At 25.8% G+C, this 18,464-nt stretch carries 20 protein-coding genes and 1 tRNA gene; 13 read left to right on the forward strand and 8 right to left on the reverse strand.

What is annotated here, in order from left to right; all coding sequences use genetic code 11:
* Nucleotides 1-125: 125 nt before the first annotated feature.
* On the reverse strand, nt 126-2,414 hold the full coding sequence (locus GBG18_RS07115; protein ID WP_152189723.1) for a response regulator: 2,289 nt from the start codon (nt 2,412-2,414) through the stop codon (nt 126-128).
* Nucleotides 2,415-2,490: 76 nt separating this feature from the next.
* Between GBG18_RS07115 and GBG18_RS07120 the strand changes: the two genes are divergently transcribed.
* The 3 genes from GBG18_RS07120 to GBG18_RS07130 all read left to right on the forward strand — a co-directional run bounded on the left by GBG18_RS07120 (nt 2,491) and on the right by GBG18_RS07130 (nt 4,505).
* Nucleotides 2,491-3,525: a hybrid sensor histidine kinase/response regulator gene (locus GBG18_RS07120; protein ID WP_152189725.1), complete on the forward strand. Its 1,035-nt coding sequence runs from the start codon at nt 2,491-2,493 to the stop codon at nt 3,523-3,525.
* A gap of 3 nt (nt 3,526-3,528) precedes the next feature.
* Nucleotides 3,529-4,188, forward strand: a complete 660-nt coding sequence (locus GBG18_RS07125) for a response regulator transcription factor (protein WP_152189727.1) — start codon at nt 3,529-3,531, stop codon at nt 4,186-4,188.
* 71 nt (nt 4,189-4,259) lie between these two features.
* Nucleotides 4,260-4,505 carry a hypothetical protein gene (locus tag GBG18_RS07130; RefSeq protein ID WP_152189729.1) on the forward strand — a complete coding sequence of 82 codons (246 nt, stop codon included), beginning with the start codon at nt 4,260-4,262 and terminating at the stop codon, nt 4,503-4,505.
* A 19-nt stretch (nt 4,506-4,524) separates the two neighbouring features.
* Here GBG18_RS07130 and GBG18_RS07135 read toward each other — a convergent pair whose 3' ends face one another.
* The 5 genes from GBG18_RS07135 to GBG18_RS07155 are packed head-to-tail and all read right to left on the reverse strand — an operon-like array spanning nt 4,525 to nt 8,487.
* Nucleotides 4,525-5,373 carry a radical SAM protein gene (locus GBG18_RS07135; RefSeq protein WP_152189731.1) on the reverse strand — a complete coding sequence of 283 codons (849 nt, stop codon included), beginning with the start codon at nt 5,371-5,373 and terminating at the stop codon, nt 4,525-4,527.
* Complete coding sequence (locus GBG18_RS07140) at nt 5,370-5,867, reverse strand: phosphate-starvation-inducible PsiE family protein (protein ID WP_152189733.1); 498 nt, start codon at nt 5,865-5,867, stop codon at nt 5,370-5,372. Before GBG18_RS07140 ends, GBG18_RS07135 begins: the two co-directional genes overlap by 4 nt.
* Before the next feature lie 12 nt (nt 5,868-5,879).
* The gene (locus GBG18_RS07145; RefSeq protein ID WP_152189735.1) at nt 5,880-6,737 is read right to left on the reverse strand and encodes an ADP-ribosylglycohydrolase family protein; all 858 of its coding nucleotides are present in this window, start codon (nt 6,735-6,737) and stop codon (nt 5,880-5,882) included.
* 14 nt (nt 6,738-6,751) lie between these two features.
* Entirely contained in the window at nt 6,752-8,215 is a 1,464-nt protein-coding gene (locus GBG18_RS07150; RefSeq protein ID WP_152189736.1) for a DUF4139 domain-containing protein, read from the reverse strand.
* A 5-nt stretch (nt 8,216-8,220) separates the two neighbouring features.
* The gene (locus tag GBG18_RS07155; protein WP_152189738.1) at nt 8,221-8,487 is read right to left on the reverse strand and encodes a DnaJ domain-containing protein; all 267 of its coding nucleotides are present in this window, start codon (nt 8,485-8,487) and stop codon (nt 8,221-8,223) included.
* A 126-nt stretch (nt 8,488-8,613) separates the two neighbouring features.
* Between GBG18_RS07155 and GBG18_RS07160 the strand changes: the two genes are divergently transcribed.
* Nucleotides 8,614-9,237: a DsbA family protein gene (locus tag GBG18_RS07160; protein WP_152189740.1), complete on the forward strand. Its 624-nt coding sequence runs from the start codon at nt 8,614-8,616 to the stop codon at nt 9,235-9,237.
* A 42-nt stretch (nt 9,238-9,279) separates the two neighbouring features.
* Here GBG18_RS07160 and GBG18_RS07165 read toward each other — a convergent pair whose 3' ends face one another.
* A complete protein-coding gene (locus GBG18_RS07165; RefSeq protein WP_152189742.1) occupies nt 9,280-10,971 on the reverse strand; it encodes an L-lactate permease in 1,692 nt (563 codons plus the stop codon).
* A gap of 226 nt (nt 10,972-11,197) precedes the next feature.
* On the opposite strand from GBG18_RS07165, the gene GBG18_RS07170 reads away from it, so the two are divergent.
* The 6 genes from GBG18_RS07170 (at nt 11,198) to GBG18_RS07195 (ending at nt 14,307) form a co-directional block, all read left to right on the forward strand.
* The gene (locus GBG18_RS07170) at nt 11,198-11,668 is read left to right on the forward strand and encodes a DnaJ domain-containing protein (RefSeq protein ID WP_152189743.1); all 471 of its coding nucleotides are present in this window, start codon (nt 11,198-11,200) and stop codon (nt 11,666-11,668) included.
* Nucleotides 11,669-11,671: 3 nt separating this feature from the next.
* The gene (locus GBG18_RS07175; protein ID WP_152189745.1) at nt 11,672-12,172 is read left to right on the forward strand and encodes a SprT-like domain-containing protein; all 501 of its coding nucleotides are present in this window, start codon (nt 11,672-11,674) and stop codon (nt 12,170-12,172) included.
* Nucleotides 12,173-12,240: 68 nt separating this feature from the next.
* Entirely contained in the window at nt 12,241-12,711 is a 471-nt protein-coding gene (locus GBG18_RS07180; RefSeq protein WP_152189746.1) for a hypothetical protein, read from the forward strand.
* 71 nt (nt 12,712-12,782) lie between these two features.
* Nucleotides 12,783-12,859 (forward strand) — tRNA-Pro (locus GBG18_RS07185).
* Between the two features lie 190 nt (nt 12,860-13,049).
* Nucleotides 13,050-13,532: a glutathione peroxidase gene (locus tag GBG18_RS07190; protein ID WP_152189819.1), complete on the forward strand. Its 483-nt coding sequence runs from the start codon at nt 13,050-13,052 to the stop codon at nt 13,530-13,532.
* A gap of 13 nt (nt 13,533-13,545) precedes the next feature.
* Nucleotides 13,546-14,307 (forward strand): choline/ethanolamine kinase family protein, encoded by a 762-nt coding sequence (locus GBG18_RS07195; protein ID WP_152189748.1) that lies wholly within the window; start codon nt 13,546-13,548, stop codon nt 14,305-14,307.
* Here the strand turns inward: GBG18_RS07195 and GBG18_RS07200 are convergent.
* The gene (locus GBG18_RS07200) at nt 14,293-15,006 is read right to left on the reverse strand and encodes an SOS response-associated peptidase (RefSeq protein ID WP_193311091.1); all 714 of its coding nucleotides are present in this window, start codon (nt 15,004-15,006) and stop codon (nt 14,293-14,295) included. The two genes, GBG18_RS07195 and GBG18_RS07200, sit on opposite strands and share 15 nt — an antisense overlap.
* A 90-nt stretch (nt 15,007-15,096) precedes the next feature.
* On the opposite strand from GBG18_RS07200, the gene uvrC reads away from it, so the two are divergent.
* The 3 genes from uvrC to GBG18_RS07215 are packed head-to-tail and all read left to right on the forward strand — an operon-like array spanning nt 15,097 to nt 18,454.
* Nucleotides 15,097-16,947: an excinuclease ABC subunit UvrC gene (uvrC, locus tag GBG18_RS07205; RefSeq protein WP_152189752.1), complete on the forward strand. Its 1,851-nt coding sequence runs from the start codon at nt 15,097-15,099 to the stop codon at nt 16,945-16,947.
* A gap of 2 nt (nt 16,948-16,949) precedes the next feature.
* Nucleotides 16,950-17,972 (forward strand): alanine racemase, encoded by a 1,023-nt coding sequence (locus GBG18_RS07210; protein ID WP_152189754.1) that lies wholly within the window; start codon nt 16,950-16,952, stop codon nt 17,970-17,972.
* Complete coding sequence (locus GBG18_RS07215) at nt 17,969-18,454, forward strand: tetratricopeptide repeat protein (RefSeq protein ID WP_152189756.1); 486 nt, start codon at nt 17,969-17,971, stop codon at nt 18,452-18,454. Before GBG18_RS07210 ends, GBG18_RS07215 begins: the two co-directional genes overlap by 4 nt.
* The last annotated feature ends 10 nt before the right edge of the window (nt 18,455-18,464 follow it).

The following is an 18,464-nucleotide window of genomic DNA, read 5'->3' on the forward strand; positions in this document are numbered from 1 at the left end:
AACCTGTAATATTTGCAACAAGTTAAATAAATTAAGCTACGTCATAATTTTGTAACTTATCTGTATACATGCCTAAAACTCTGAATAGTCTCTTTTTTAGACGAGAGCTTTTTTAATCAGAAAAGTTATATATTTTTAGAATCTTTACAAAGTTCAATAATCTCATGATATCTAAATTCATCAATTCTTGTTTTTATATCTTCTGTTAATTCTTTAGATAATTGTTCTTTATTTAACAATTCTAAAATTACTTTATTATCCATATTTTTACAAGCTTCAATTAGTTTTTCTAAATTTTCTTTTGAAATACTTTTATAATCTAGTTGTTTTGATTCTTCATTATTTTCTTCATATTTTAAATTTGCATCTATATGTTTTTCTAGCATTAATAAAAGTTCACCCTCTTCTATTGGTTTTGTCATAAAGTCATTTGCCCCATTATCAAAAGCATTTTTTTTATCTTCATTAAATACATTTGCAGAAACTACAACTATTGGTATTTTATTATCCTTTATTCTAATTCTTTTTATAACTTCTATTCCATCTAATTTAGGCATTAAAATATCCATAAAGATTAAATCAATATTCTCTTTTTTATAGATATCCAAAGCTTCAAGACCATCTCTTGCTTCATAAGTTTTAATTCCATAATAATGTAACAATTCAACAAGTAGTTTTCTATTTTCAATAATATCATCTACAACTAAAACTGTTTTTGTAAACTCTTTATTTTTAATACCAACAATCAAGTTTTTATCTTTTATTATTTTGATTAAGTCTTTTGTTGTATTCTTATAATCAACAGAAAAATAAAACTTGCTACCAACACCCTCTTGGCTTTTTGCATAAATAGTCCCACCCATTAAACTTACAAGTTCACTAGTAATTGATAAACCTAAACCTGTACCATTTTTATTATAATCTTCTTGTTTAATTTGCTCAAAAGGCTTAAATATTTTTTTTAAATCTTCTTGTTTTATCCCAATACCCATATCACTAACTTCAAAGAACAATTTATTCATACTTTCATATATATAAAGATTTATTTCACCTTTTTTTGTAAATTTCAAAGCATTACTTAAAAGATTAATTAATATTTGTTTTAATCTTTGTTCATCTAAAGTTATGTATTTAGGTAGATTATCATCATACTTAATATTAAATTTTAAACCTTTTGCTTTTGATCTAAATAAAAATAAAGCCTCTATTTCTTTAATAGTTTCATAAAAATCTATTGCTTTTGGAACAATTTCTATCTTACCTGCTTCAATTTTTGATAATTCTAAAATCTCATTTATTATATTTAATAGATAATTTGCACTCTTTCTTATAGTCTGAAGATTATCTTTTTCATTTGAATTTATATTTTTAGATTTTGAAAGTAGATTTGAAAATCCAAGTATTGCATTTAAAGGTGTTCTTAATTCATGACTCATTCTTGCTAAAAAGATAGACTTTGCTTTATTTGCACTTTGTGCATTTCCAATTGCACGTTTAAGTTCACTTTCACTTGCAATTAACTTTTGTGTATTATCTTTAAAAACCTTAACTGCACCTATCATATCTGCTACTTCATCTTGATATTTACTTTTATCAAGTTCTACATCCATATCATTTGATGAAAGTTTCAACATTAAAATTCTTAGTAAATCAATAGGATAAACAATTCTAAAAAGAACAATAAATGACGATAATAAAAAGATAATTATAGAAAATAAAACAATAACATTTACAGAAAATTCTAACTCTTTAACTTCTAATCTTGATTTATCTACTTCTGCTTTTGTTCTTGACTCAAAAGCCTTATAAAATTTATCTAAAGGTTGCATTATTCTAATCTTTGCTTCATGATATCTATCTGAATGCATAAGCTCTCGTGCAAGTTTAAAATCTGGTTTTTCTTTTATTGTATACTCACCTTTTTCATCTTGAAAAATACCTTTTATTGCATTCATAGCTTTGTGTTCTAAGGAAGTTAAAGAATCAGATTCTTTTTGTGATTGAATAAGTAAATCAAGCTCTTTTTTTGAGAAGTTTGCTCTTTTCATAAGTTCACGTAAAGATACCTTTTCTCCATCAAGTAAAGGCTCAATATCTTCCAAGGTATAAAAATCCCAAAAAATGCCTTTATATCTTTTAGGTCTAGGAAGTACTCCATTTCTAATATCAAGTACAGTTTTAAACTGTTTTTTAAACATATCATTACCAGTAATTACATATGTTCGTGCCATTCGTGTAAGGTCATCACTACTTTGTCTTAATTCTTGAGCTAATAATAAAGAGTTATACTGCATTTGATAGGCATTTTCTAATTCAAGTGTAGCTTTTTGGTATTTATTAACCATTACGGCTACAAAAATAAATGAAACTGTATTTAAAATAAACAGAAACATAAAAAGTTTCTTTAAATTCAAGCTATTTCCTTATATATATCTTATTTAATTTTTCTTATAATCTTAACGAATACGAAATCTATCAAGAGAAGATACAATGGATAAAAAATATACAATACTAATAATTGATGACAAGGCTGAAAATTTAAAATATTTAAAGGAAGTATTAAAAGAAGAAAAATATAAAATAAAAGCAACAATAGATGCACAATTTGCAATAGATTCAATTTTAGAAAATCCAGTTGATTTAATTCTTTTAGATATAAAAATGCCTGTATTAAATGGCTTCGATGTTTGTAAAATCATAAAACAAAACGACAAATTAAAAGATATTCCAATAATATTTATTAGTGCTCTTGATGATGTTGATATTAAAGTTAAAGCTTTTGAAAATGGAGGGGTTGATTATATTACTAAACCTTTTGAAGAAAGAGAAGTTAAAGCTAGAATTAAAACTCAATTAGAACTTTCAACAAATAAAAAAACTATTAGTACTTTATATAAACAGCAAGACTTTTTTTTAAAAAAAATCATTCATGAGATGAATACACCACTTGGAATAATTACTTTAAATGTAAATAGCTTAGAATCAAACCTAGGATTAAAAGATGAATTTGAAGCAATAAAAGCTTCTTGTAAATCGCTATCTTCAATTTATGAAGATATATACTATTTAAGTAAAAAAGAAAAAAGAATATTAGCATTAGAAGAAATTGATATGATGCTTTATTTATCTAAAAGAGTCTCTTTTTTTGATGAGTTAGCTACTGTTAAAGATATTGATATTGAATTGCATTTAGAAGATGACTTTTCTATAAATATGAATAAGTATGAGCTTGAAAGAGTAATTGATAATACACTATCAAATGCAATAAAACACTCATTTAATGAAACAACTATTGATATTTATTTAGAAAAAAATAGGGTTAGAGTTCAAAATTATGGACATGAAATAAAATCTAAAGATGAGATTTTTAAAGCTTTTCATCAAGATGATAATGAAAAAGGATTAGGATTGGGATTGAGTATTATAAAAGAGATATGCGAAAAATATAATATAAAAATAGAACTAGAAACAAATAAAAAGTATACAGAGTTTTCTTATGATTTCTCACATATTATAGTAGGATAGAGAATGAAAGTTTTTTTACTAGAAGATGATTTTGCATTAAATAAAATTATTACAAATTCACTTAAAAATAGAGGTTTTTTTGTCCATAATTACCATGATGGATATAAAGCCGTAGAGATGATTTTAAATAATTCCTATGACCTTTTTATTTTGGATTTAAATGTAATTGGCTTTGATGGCCATCAAATTTTAAAAATTATTAGAAAAAACAATAAAGACATACCTGTTATAATTATTAGTGCTCAAATTGATATTGAAAATATACAAAAATCATATAATCTTGGCTGTAATGATTATATAAAAAAACCTTTTGATTTTGAAGAGCTATTTTTAAGAATACAATACCATGTGCAAAAACTAAAAGTTACTGACAAATTCTTAACAAACTTAGATAACTCATTCTCATATGATTTATTAAAACAAGATTTATACTATAAACAGCAAGCTATTGAATTAAGTATAAAAGAGAAGCTTTTAATGACACTTCTTGTTCAAAACTTAAATAAGGTAACTTCAATAGAAATGATTCATGAATATGTTTGGGACTCAAAAGAGATGGAAGCGGTTAGTATGAGAAGTTTAATTCATAAGTTAAAGAAAAAACTTAAAAATGGTATGATAATAAATGTAAGAGGTGAAGGCTATAAGCTAATTAAACACTAGCTCTTTTATGTTTTATTAAAAATATTATAAAAAAGAGGTATAATCTCGTAATTATTACAATAGGAGACATAATGTCGCAAGAAGAAGAAATCCAAGTAGACGAAATTCAAGAAGAAGCTACTGAAATCATTCCAACTCCAGCTGTTGAAAAAAAAGAGTGGGATGTTCCAAAAAAACCAAGAAAACCAAAAATTACAAAGCTTAACAAAAAAAGAAAAGCTAAAAAAGAAGATAAAAAAGCTTTTGAAAAAAGAAAAGAAGCTAAGAAAAAGAAAGCTAAGAAAAAATCTAAACTTAAAAAAAATCATAATAAATAAGCATTAATAACATGCTTATTTATAGATAATTATCTATTATGTAAGAAACCTCATCAACTAATCTACATTTATCTTTTGGTAATGTTCCAGCTAGTGCTAAGCTATTTGAAGCATGATTTGATCTAAATATGACTTTATTCATAGGATTTAAAAGTTCTAAAAAGTACTTTTGTTCTTTAAGCATTTCTTTAGTAGACAATAACTCAAACTCTCCATCAAAGTTTTTAATAAACCTCTGTTTTGTATGTTGTTCAAGCATTAATTGTAAAGTAGAAAGATATGTTATTTTTATTTGATTTAAGATTTTTGCAGTTTCTTCAATATGCAATTTTGAATATTTTTTTCCAGCAACTCCAAGTATTACAGTTACTGATATTTTCATTCCTGCTTCATAAGCTTTATTTAAACCATCACACATTTTTTGATTTGAAATTGGTTTTTGTATTCTTTTTAAAACTTCATAAGAACCACTCTCAATTCCATAGTAAATTAAGTTTAAACCTTTTTCTTTTAATAATTTAAGCTCATCTAAACTCTTATCATGTAAATTAAAAGCAGAGGCATAAATAGAAACTCTTCTTAACTTTGGAAACTTATTATATGCATATTCTAAGATTTTTATTAAATGTTCTGTGTCGCAAGCAAGTGCATCACCATCTGCTAAAAACATTTTATTTGCATCACCATAAGAAGTTGCCATTTTATCAATATCTAAAAAAACTTCTTCTAATGGTCTTACTACAAACTCTTTTGATTCATACATAGTACAAAAGGTGCATTTGTTAAAACTACATCCTAATGTTGCTTGTATGATAATAGAGTTTGCTTCTGCAGGTGGTCTATATAAAGGTTGGTTATATGCTATCATTTAGCTGTTAAATCTACAACTTTTTCTTGTTTATTATGTTTTTCTTCTATTTCTTGCTTTCGTTCATCTTCCATCTCTTCATACTTCTGTTTTTTCCCAAATAGATACTTTTGAGATGTTTTTACAGAAAGATATCTAACTCCCAATAAAAAAACAATAACTCCAGCTAAAACAAATAAGTTTAAATTAACTGCACTTGAAAATAGCTCTTCAATTGTAGATAAATTCTCTTTATTAACTTTTACAACATTTACAATAAACTCTCGTAAAGCTAATATTATAAAGGCATCAACTAATAAAGATAAAGCAACTCTCTCTTCCCTGACATAGTTAACAACAGCTCTTACAATTTCTAAAAATATAATAAAATAAAGCATATAGATAATAAAATCCATAAGCATATTTGTTACAAGTGCTATTATAAAAAGAACACTTGCTATTGATATTTCTATATATAATTTATCAGAAAAAAAGTTTAATATTGTCTTTTTCATTCTATCCCTATTTTATATTACTTCTTTGATTGCTAACCAATTTTGTGGTATTTGACTACTTGGCTGATTTGTCATAAAAATAATAGCTGCAATCATACCTCTAGCACTAGAATCTCCACCTGCTTTTGCATTACAAATTAACATATCTTTTAAGTTTGAATACTTACTTAAAAGATGAATGATTCCTGAGAATCCCTCTGCTACATCACAAGCAGGACCAAATTCTCTAATTGTTTCAAAAGTATCACCTGCTTTACTATCAAGACCTTTTTGAACAAACTCTTGTATATTTCTATTTGATTCTTCTTTTATACTCTCAATCGCACTTATTACATCTTTTCCATTTAAGCATGATAATAATACTTTTGCAAAAAATAGTGTTGCACTTACAGATTTTTCTGAGTTATGAGTAAGTTTTACAAATTTTTCTACATTTTGTAAAAACTCTTCTTTTGATTTTGAAACTAATAGTAAAGGTGCAATTCTTCCAACTATTGATAAGTCTGTTGAATTTGAACCACTAGGAGTTACATTGTTTTTAATATTCTCTAATGTTTCTCTAGTAGCTCCATCTATATAACCATTATAAGATTTAACTTTTTCTTGCCAAAAAGATAAATACTCTTTTTCATCAAAAGCATCTTTATCTTTTACAAATTCATAAAGCCAATAAGTTTGATCTCCATAATGAGTAAATTCACCAGCATTTTTACCTTTATGCCAAACAGACAAAGGTTTGTTTAATTCATTCCAATTTAAATCATTATCTTTTAATTGTTTTTCATCATAGACCCAATGTGCACCTAAGCAGTATGCATCTGTAACTAATGATGTTAATATTAATTCTTCTATTTTTTTTCTATCAAACATATAAAATTTCCTTTTTATTTTTTATAAGGTTTTTCTACAATATATCCAAAATCAATTATTTTTTCTTCACTTGGTTTTAAAGTTATATCATAGCTTATTTTACCATTATCTTCTTTTTTTGTGTAGTTAGTGTTAGGAATTAAAGTAACTTTAATATCTTCATGCTTACTAACAGGTAATCTCTCTACTAAAGTTATAGTTTTTTCTTCTTTGCTATTATTTGTAATTGTATATTTCCATAATTTTTCTGTTTTTAATTTTGACATTGAAAAGAATGGTTTTTCTTTCATATCTTTGATTAAATCTTTTTTTACATCAATAAAACTATCAATTCCTAAATAAAGAGAAGTTTTTTTGTCTTTTTTTATTTCACCTATATATGATTGACCTATAAATGTTCCATCTAAATAAAGCTTAGTATTTTGAGTACTATATAACTTATCACTTTTAAAATCTACTTTATAAAATGCATTTGAACTTGAGTAACCATCTATTTCAATCTCATTTTTAGCTTTATATGAGTCATTTGAAAAAGTAACTGCATTTTTAATACCACTTAATAAATCAATATGTGAAGCTTTAAAAAATGCTTTTGTTGTTGTTTCATTATATGAAAAAGATGGAGCAACTCTAGAAGACTTCATCATAGCAGGTGCTGACATTTCCATAACTGCATCTGCTTGTGCATATGTTTTTTTCATAATTCGTGGGCTTACTATATCTAAATATTGAGGTCTAAATATTTGTGGATTTACTGCATTTGTATAGTTATAAGTATACATATTTATATTAATATTCTTAAAATCATATCCTGAAGCTTGTGTTATAAAAGATTTGTTTTTTATTTCTACTTTTTTATCTTTTGAACTTGTGTTTATTTCATAAAAACTATTTTTTGATATATTAAATGTAGGATATGAAACTACTAAATTTGAGCCATTTTTACAAGTAGCATTATAATTTAATTTTGAATATACATTTGAATTCTTTTTATTTGTTAATTCATTTAGTTCTTGATTATATTTTCTTAATTCTAATTGTAGTTTATAAACTAAATTATAGTTTGCTTCAACCTCTTTTTGAGTGTAAGTAGAAACTTCTTTTATATTTTTTAAATTTACTGCATCTTTTTCAAACTTGATTGAACTTAAATTTTGTATTACATTTTTTACACTTGTTATTTCATTTGTTTTAAATGCAATTTTTTGTTTGTACTCTTGGATTTTTGATGATATTGTATCACTTGAATAGTTATTTGAGATAATTGAAACATTTGATACTTTACACTCACCATTATTTAAAAACCTAATATCTTCAAATCTAACTTTTCCTATTAGGTCTACACTACTATCATTAGTATTTAATTTCTGATTTATAAAAGTTCTATTTTTATAAATATCTAAACTTTTTACATCTATATTTGCATATACACCTGTACTTAATAATGAGACGATTAATAAACTATTTATTTTTTTCATGACTTTTACCTATTCCAATTTTTATAATTTGTAAATGACGGAAACTGTTTAAGAAACTCTTCTTTATCAAAGGAAAAACAGTAAGAATCCATATATGCATTTAATAAATCATAAGATTTTTTAATCTCTAAAAACTTTTCAGGACTACCTTCGGGCATATCAGGATGGTACCTTTTTGATAGTTTTAGATATTTTTTCTTTACTTCATCTTTTGATAAACGAGATAAGATACCTAAGGTATCAACAGCTTTTTCAAATTCTTCATAATCCATATAATATTTCCTTTAAATTATGAATAACATTCTACTATATTTTATTTAAACGAATATAGTATGTTATCATTGTGCAATTATTGTAAAATACAATTTAACATTTAACATAATATAAAAAGGATTTTTATGATTTATACACTATACCATGTACATGACCCTATGTGTTCTTGGTGTTATGCTTTTAAACCAACTTTAGATGAATTAAGAAAAAATTTAAAAGATAATATTAAATTAGTTCATGTTGTAGGAGGCTTAGCAAAACATTCTAATGAAGATATGCCACTTAATCAACAAGAAATGATTTCAAATATTTGGTATGAAATAGAAGCAAAAGTAGGAACAAAGTTCAATCATGATTTTTGGAAAAACTGTAAACCAAGACGTTCAACTTATCTTTCATGTCAAGCTACTATGCTTGCACGATATGATAATAAAGAAGATGAGATGATTGAAGCTATTCAAGAAGCTTATTATTTAAAAGCAATGAATCCAAGTGATTCATCAACTTTAGTACAACTTGCAAAACAAATAGGAATGGATGAAGTTAAATTTGAAAAAGATTTACATTCAGAGAAAATAGAAAAAGATTTAATGGATGAGTTAAATTTAAGACGTTCTATTAATGTTAGAAGTTTTCCCTCTTTAGTATTAAAATATAAAAAAGAGACATATCCAATAAATATCCAATTTGGAGACTATAAAGCTATGCTTGCTCAAATTGAAGATATGATTGAAAATACTTATTTTTAAAAAGAAAAGATAGATAATCTATCTTTTCTTCTTCATTTGTAATTACTTAATTAGTGGGTCAACTAAGTGTAATGAATACATTCCAATTAAACCTATAATTCCAGCAAGTAAACAATAATAAATAGTAGGAATTATTGTTCTTCTTAAAGTCTCACCTTCTTGATCAAGTAATCCAACAGTAGCAGATGCTGCAACAACATTATGAATGGCAATCATATTTCCTGCAGCTGCTCCAACAGCTTGTAAAGCTACCATAAACGCAGTTGAAATACCTAAAGCATCAGCAACTCCAAACTGATATTGAGCTAACATCATATTTGAAACTGTATTACTTCCTGCAATAAATGCTCCAAGTGCTCCAACCATTGGAGCAAATAATGGATAAATTTCACCAACAGAAGATGCTACAAAGTTTGCCATGGCTACAGGCATTGAATCAAATCCTGAATCATTAATTCCAGAGTTAATTAAGATTCTAACTAATGGAATTGTAAAAATAAGTACAAAACCAGCACCTAACATTACTTTTGAAGATTCACTAACAGCAGCACCTATTTCTTTTACTTTCATACCATGTAAGAAATAAGTAATTAAAACAACAAATACTAAAATTCCACCTGGTAAATATAATGGAGTAATAGAATAACCTAAGCCCTCACCTAAAATATCTTTAAAAGGAATAACCCATGATTTAACAAAAGCTTTTGCTTCATCAGATACTCTAGTTAATACTAAAATAGCAGCAACTAATACATAAGGAATCCATGCTTTTGTTAAGCTCATTGGTACTTTTGAACTAAGTTCATCTAATTTAAACTCAAATTTTGAAACCCACGAAACAGGCCATTTCTCTTTTGGAGCAAAATCCCATGTGTTTTTAGGAATTAAAAAACCTTTTTTAGCTGCAAATGTTACAATTGGAAGACCTACAAGTGCTCCTATTAATGATGGAAATTCTGCACCTAAATAAACACCTGTTAAAGCATAAGGGATTGTAAAAGCAATACCTGCAAAAATCGCAAATGGTAAAATAGATAAACCCTCACTCCATGATTTATTTTCACCAAAAAATCTTGTTAGCATTACAACCATAAACAAAGGAATAAAAGTACCAACAATTGCATGAGTAATTGCAACTTGTGATGTAATTACTGACAAGTATTCATCCCAAGAAGAACCCATAGTTTGTAAAGTAAGTCCAATTCCTTCTGAATCTAAACCTTTGTTAATACCTATTAAAATAGGAGTACCAACTGCACCAAATGAAACAGGTGTACTTTGAATCATCATTCCAACCATAACAGCAGCCATTGCTGGAAAACCAATAGCAACTAATAAAGGAGCTGCAATAGCAGCTGGTGTTCCAAATCCTGAAGCACCCTCAATAAATGAACCAAATAACCACGCAATAATAATTACTTGAACTCTTCTATCTGCACTAACGTTATTAAACCCTTGTCTAATTACTGCAATCGCACCTGAATATTTTAGAGTATTTAAAAGTAAAATTGCTCCAAATATAATCCATAAAACAGCAACTGTAATAAGTAGACCTTGAACTGTTGAAGCAAGAACTCTATTAAAAGAAACTTCCCAAACGACAAATGCAACCGCAACTGTTGCAATATAAACTAAAGGCATTGCTTTTTTAGCAGAAACTCTAAGTCCTACTAATAATATACCTGCTAATATGATTGGTAATGCAGCAAAAAATGCTTGTAAACCTATATCCATTAGATTCTCCTTGATTTAATTTCAAAAAAAGAATAATCCTTAAATATGATATTTTTATGATAAAAAATAAAATAGCAATAAAATAGCATTACTTTATATTTTAATTGATTACTTTTGTAACAAAACTACATTTATAATTTAAGTTTAAGATAAGTTTATATGTTTAATTTTATTCTAGAGTAAACAATACTATAATACCTGCTATTATAAAAAGGATTTATATTTTATGCCAAACAATACAGTTATATATATTTTTAATAGAATAGTTAGATTATCAATTTTATTTTTTATTCTTTATCTAATCTTTACAAATTTTGGAACTTTTTTAATGATTATAGGTATTTTTCTAATACTTGGATTTATGTTTGTTTATAATCTAAAAAAGAAAATGAAAACGAATGGTTTCAACTTCCAATTTAAACAAGGTGCAAACTTTAATCCAAATGACTTTGCTAATTTTAATAATGCAAACTTTAATAACTCAAATTTTAATGGTTTTGCAAATGCACCAAGAATGGATGAAGTACAAAAAGCAAAAGATTTCTTTGGATTTACACACTCACCTACAAAAGAGGAAATAAAAAAGAAATATAAAGAATTAGCTAGAAAATATCATCCAGATATAAATGACCATGACGACACTATGATGAAAGATTTAAATCATTATAAAGATGTTTTAATGAGTACTGTTGAATAAATAATGTTTATTCAACAGCTTAGAAAACTCTTCTTAATAGTTGTTATTCTTGCATCCATTTTACTTACATATCTTTGGTATGAAGACTATTCATTTGCTTCAAACCCTTTATCAAAAAACATACAAAATAAAATATATAAAAAGCATCAAGAGTTAAGAGTTTTAACATATAGACATTTTAATATAAAAAGAGTTTTTCCTATAATAGTTTCAGACCAATTAGACTCTAGTAAGTTTGGAATGGCAGTATATTCAAAAGATAGACAAATAAATATCTATTTGAATAAAAATAGATTTAAAGAGAATGAAAACTATATGATAGATGATGTTATGCCACATGAGTATGCTCACGCAATTATGTTTGCATTAGGAAACTTTTCAAATGAAAATAATGGCCATCCAAAAGTATGGCAAGATATTTGTAAAAAACTAAATGGTTTAAGATGTGATAGATTTGTAAATCATAAAGATATATTAATAGAAAAAACCAATATATTTAAATAATTTAAAATAATCTTCATACACAATAATTATACTTTTTAGATATACTATTGCTTTTTTAAAGGATATATATGAAATTTTTATTAACATTATTACTACTTACAAACTTTGCCTTTGCAAGTTATACTATAAAATATCAAGGCTTGACACTTGGTAATATTGAAAACTTTGATACTATAAAAGATAATTACTTAGAAGCAACAGTTACAAATAAAATTGCTAGACTTTTATTAGGAAAAGATAAGTTTGTATTTTACAATGAAGATTATATTGGTAAAAAAGATGATGAAAATACTAAATATAAAAAAGATAAATATGCAATAGTTTATATACTAAAAAAAGCAGCAGCAAATAATACAAAAGATGAAAGAATAGAAGTAAAAAAAGATAAGTTTATTGATGTTAAATTTGATAAAAACTTTAACTTTATTTATAACTCTAGAAATAGAATAAAAAGTAAAGGTTATTTTGAAATGAAAGATGGAGAATTAGAAACTTTAATAGAAGAAATCAACTCAATAAAGATAATCAAGAATAAGTAAATTTAAATAAAAAAACAAAATACCCTTGACAAAAGTTAAAAAAAATACTAAAATTCCGTCCTATTAAACGTCGGAGTGTAGCGCAGCCTGGTAGCGCACCTGGTTTGGGACCAGGGGGTCGAAGGTTCGAGTCCTTTCACTCCGACCATTTTCACTTCCCTTTTTTAAATCACAAAATTAACAAAATCAAAATATCAATTTATTAAACTAATATATAAAATATACTAATTAACAATAATTTAGGCTAAAATACAAATAAAAAGGAATGTCTAATGATTCAAAAAATTATACTAATATTTATTCTTTCATTTTCATTTTTAATAGCTAAGGAAAATAAAATGTCAATTTATGATTTTAATGTAAAAGATATAAACGAAAATGAAGTTTCAATGTCAAAATATAAAAACAAAGTTTTACTAATTGTAAATGTTGCAAGTAAATGTGGTTTCACTGGCCAATATGAAGGTTTAGAGAAATTATACCAGACTTATAAAAATGAAGACTTTATGATTTTAGGTTTTCCTTCAAATCAATTTTCAAATCAAGAACCAGGAACTAATAAAGAGATTCAAGAGTTTTGTACTTTAACTTATGGTGTAGATTTTGATATGTTTGCAAAAGTTGATGTAAATGGAGAAAATGAGATTCCATTATATACATACTTAAAAAAAGAAGCTTCAGGAATTTTAGGTACAGAGAGTATCAAATGGAATTTTACAAAGTTTTTAGTAAATAAAGATGGAAAAGTTGTTGATAGATTTGGTTCAACTACAAAACCAAAAGATATTGAAGATGATATAAAGAAGCTTTTAAATAAATAAATTAACACTATAAATGAAAATACAAAAAGTTAAAAAATACGATTTATTCAAAAACAAAGAAATTTTAAAGCTAGAAAAATTAAAAAATCAAGGTGTTTGTAATATTTTATATAAAATACAAACACCTAAAAAAAACTATATTCTAAGAGTTTTTAAATATACTCATACAAATAAACAATCAAGAAAAAATGAAATCAAGATACAAAATAAAGCTTATAAAAAAGGTTTGGCTGCAAAAGTCTATATTCATGATAAGAATAAGTCTTTAATGATTTGTGATTTTATAAAAGGTGGGCATAAAAAAAGACTAAAGAAAAAAGATATAAAAACTTTAGTAAAAACTCTTAAAAAACTACATAATATAAAAACTAAAAATAAGCCATATAAAATAAAAAACGATTTTATAAACTATAAAAAAATATTAAAAGATAAAAAATCAAAACAGATTATCAAAGCATCTTTAAAAGAATTCAAAAAAATCAAGAAATATAAGTTTGAGAAAGTTTTATGCCATCATGATTTAAATAAAGAGAATATTTTGTTTAATAAAAACAAGGTCTTATTTATAGATTGGGAGTTTGCATGTGTAAATGATAGATTTTTTGATCTTGCAAATATTTGTATTGAGTTTGACTTAGACAAAAAACAAGAAGAAAGACTTTTAAAAGAGTATTTAAAAAAAGTCAGAAAATCTCATATTAGAAAGTTAACTTCATATAAAATAGTATATAAAAACCTTTGGAGTTTATGGTTTAAAGCTTTAGAACAAAGATAATTGACCTATTTCTTTTTTCTCTTCTTTTTTTTCAGTTAATTTTCTAGAAACTTTTTTAATACAAATAACCTCATCAAATAAAACTTTATTTACTTCATTTGTAACTTCATAGATATCTATTTTTTCATTTGGGTATATTTTAAATAAACTATTTACTTCTTTTATATCATCACTCTTTAACCAAGTAGCAAAATCTTTTTTTTCTAAAACTACGGGCATACGATGGTGTATTTTTCCTAATTTTTCATTTGCATCACAAGTAATTAATGCAATTGTAACTATCTTCATATTTAATTGTTTATCAAAATATTCATCCCAAATACCTGCAAGCGCTAAATAATCATTTTTTATATCACTTACAAGATATGGCGTTTTCTCTTTATTATCTTTTTCCCACTCGTAAAAACCATTTATAGGAATAATACAACGTCTATATCTAAAGGAGTCTCTAAAAGTTTTCTTTTCATAAATACTTTCACTACGAGCATTAATGTTCATAGAAGCCTTAGAACTTGCCCAAGAAGGCAAATAACCAAAGTGAGTATACAAATAGTTACCATTGTTTAATAAAGCAGGTATAGGAGTTGTAGGAGGAATATTATATCTAGGGTTTAGCTCTTGTATCATATCATTTTGTATTAGACTTGAAGCATCAATTTTAAATGCTTTATCATCATAAATACTTAATCGTCCGGGCATATTAATCTTCTTATATTTTTTTTGAAGTATATAATAATAAAATTTAAATATCTTCATTTAGAAAAAGGTTTATTTTGGTAAAATTCGACAATGCAATTAGAAGAGAAACTAAAACAACTACCAAACGATGCTGGCGTTTATCAATACTTCGATAAAGATGGAAGATTACTATATATTGGAAAAGCGAAAGTACTAAAAAATAGAGTTAAATCTTATTTTAAATTTACTCCAAAACTATTGCCATCTGATAAATTAGGTCCTAGAATTTATAGAATGATTAGCCAAACAGCTTGGATTGAATGGATTGTTGTACCAAATGAGCATGATGCACTAATCTTAGAAAATTCTCTTATTAAACAACTAAAACCAAAATACAATATTTTACTTCGTGATGATAAAACCTATCCATATATTTATATTGATTACACTGAATTATTTCCAAGACTTGAAATTACAAGAAAAGTTTATAAAAACAAAAATATAAAATATTTTGGTCCCTACTCTACAGGTGCTAGAGATATGCTTGATAGTATTTATGAGATAGTTCCTCTAGTTCAAAAAAAATCCTGTATAAAAGGAAAAGAAGCTTGTCTTTTTCATCAAATAAAAAGATGTCATGCACCATGTGAAGGTAAAATATCAACAGCTGAGTATTCAAAGATAGTTGATACTGCAATTGATTATATCTATAATAAATCTAAATTAATTTCAAAACTTCAAGAAAAGATGATGGAGTATTCAGAAGATTTCAGATTTGAAGAAGCTATGAAACTAAGAGATAGAATAAAAACAATAGAAAAATCTCAAATTAAATCTGGTGTAGATTTAGCAACAAACGAAAATATTGACCTTTTTGCAATTAAAGCCTCAAATAAAAAAGCTGTAGTTGTAAGAATGTTTATAAGAGATGGAAAGCTAACCTCTTCATCTTATGATTTTATAAAAATCAACTTTTTAGATGAAGATTTGAATATAGATTTAGATGAAGCCTATAAAAGAGCTATAATAAACTATTATGACAATGAAATTCCTGTATTGCCAAAAGAAGTGTTAACTGGAATTGAACTTGAAGATAAAGAGGATATTGAAGAGTTTTTATATAATAAATTTTCTAAAAAAATAAAAATTGTACATCCTAAAAAAGATAAGAAAAAAGACTTAGTAAAAATTGCTTTAAATAACTGTGATGAACTTCTTAGAATTGATTCATCAAGAAATCAAACTACAATATATGATGAACTTAAAAAACTATTCTCACTACAAACTATACCATCAAGAATTGAATCATATGATAACTCACATATGATGGGACAAGCAACTGTTGGAGCTATGGTTGTATGGAATGATGAGATAAATGGTTTTGAAAGAAAAGATTTTAGACACTATAACTTAGAATCAAAAGATGAATACTCACAAATGAGAGAGATGTTAATAAGAAGAGTTGAAAGTTTTGAAAAAAATCCTGCACCTGATTTATGGGTTATAGATGGAGGTTCTACTCTTTTAAAATTAGCCTATGATATTGTAAATTCAAGTGGAGTAAATCTTGATGTTATTGCAATTGCAAAAGAGAAAGTTGATGCAAAAGCACATAGAGCAAAGGGAGCGGCTAAAGATATTGTTCATTATAAAGATGAAAAAGGTGAATATAGAGCTTTAAAACTAGAAACAAGTGATCAAAGATTACAGTTTGTGCAAAGACAAAGAGATGAAGCTCATAGATTTGTAATAAACTTTCATAAAAAACAAAAAAGAAAAGAAGATAAACAAATCTCACTACTTCAAATCAAAGGAATAGGAGAAGCAAAGGTAAAAAAACTTCTTTTATATTTTGGAGAATTTGAAAAAATCAGAAGCGCATCAATAGAAGACTTGAAAGAAGTTTTAAACGAAAAGGATGCTACTGTTATATCTAATTATTTTAAAGAAAATGAGGATTAAAATTGGCAAAAATTTTAATAAGTAAAGAAAATTTGTTTCATAATTTAGAACTTATATCTAATCATGCAGGAAGTAAAGAAAAAGTTGCAGTAGTTTTAAAAGATAATGCTTACGGTCATGGATTATTAGAAATTGCAAAATTAGCAAGTGAATTTGGAATTAAAAAAGCAGTAGTAAGAACACTAGATGAAGCACTTATTATAAAGCAGTTCTTTGATGATATATTAATTCTATCTCAAAGAACTTTTAATACTTATTCACATACTTTTCACATAGCTTTAAATTCTTTAGAAGATATAAATAATTTACCTATGGGTTGTAAAGTTCATATTAAAGTGGATACCGGAATGCATAGAAATGGAATTTTACCAAAAGAACTAAAAGAGGCTATTTTAGGGCTATTGAAGCGAAACATTATAATAAGTGGTATCTTTACTCATCATAGAAATGCTGATTGCTTGGCTACTGATTTTTTCTGGCAAAGTTCGGTTTTTAGGCAAGTTAAAGAAGATGTGAAAAGTATATGTGAAGAACTTTCACTAGCTATTCCTAGCTTTCATTCATGTAACTCTTCTGCCCTATTTAGACATAATAATTTTAATGAAGATTTTGCCAGAGTTGGAATTGCAACTTATGGATATATTGAAAATGATTCTACATTTAATTTACCCAATTTAAAACCTGTTTTATCTCTTTGGGCAAAGAAAATTTCATCTAGAGAATTAAAAAAAGGTCAATGTATTGGATATGGAGCAACGTATAAAGTAAAAGAAGATATGCAAGTATCAACTTATGATGTTGGATATGGAGATGGTTTTTTAAGACTAAATGAAAATCAGGATTATTCAACACCTAAAGGATATAAAATTCTTGGTCGTGTTTCAATGGATAGTATCTCATTAAATAGTAGTGATGAAGAAGTTTGTATTTTTGAAGATGTAAGAGAATTAGCAAAACTACAAAATACAATCTCATATGAAATAACTACAACTTTAAGTAAAGATATAAAAAGAGTAGTAATATGAAAAAAAAGCTTACATCTTTAGTACTTCTTTCTACTCTTATAAATGCTACAACATTAACAAGTTTAGATATAAGATATGAGTTAGCAAAAGATTATGCTTCAAAAAAAAGTATAAATTATGATATTAAAAAAGCATACAACCTTTTAGTTGATAATGTAAATGAAAATCATGCAAAATCTCAACTCTTAATTGGAAGATTTTTTTTAATTGGTCTTGCTGTTGATAAAGATTATGAAAAAGCTCTTTATTACTTTAAAGAAGCATCAAAACAAAAAGAGTATACAGCAAACTGTTATATTGCATATATGTATGCTAGTGGAAAAGGCGTATTTCCAAACTTTGGTAGAGCTCATGTATTTGCTAAGAGTGAATATAAACAAGGTAATAAGGTTTGTAAAAAAGTTTGGAGAGATTATAACTTAGGGAAATACCCAAAAGACAAAGGTTGGAATATAGGAAAATATAATAACCCTATAGAATAAGGTTTATTAT

The sequence above is a fragment of the Poseidonibacter ostreae genome (assembly GCF_009208075.1).
GTDB lineage: Bacteria > Campylobacterota > Campylobacteria > Campylobacterales > Arcobacteraceae > Poseidonibacter > Poseidonibacter ostreae.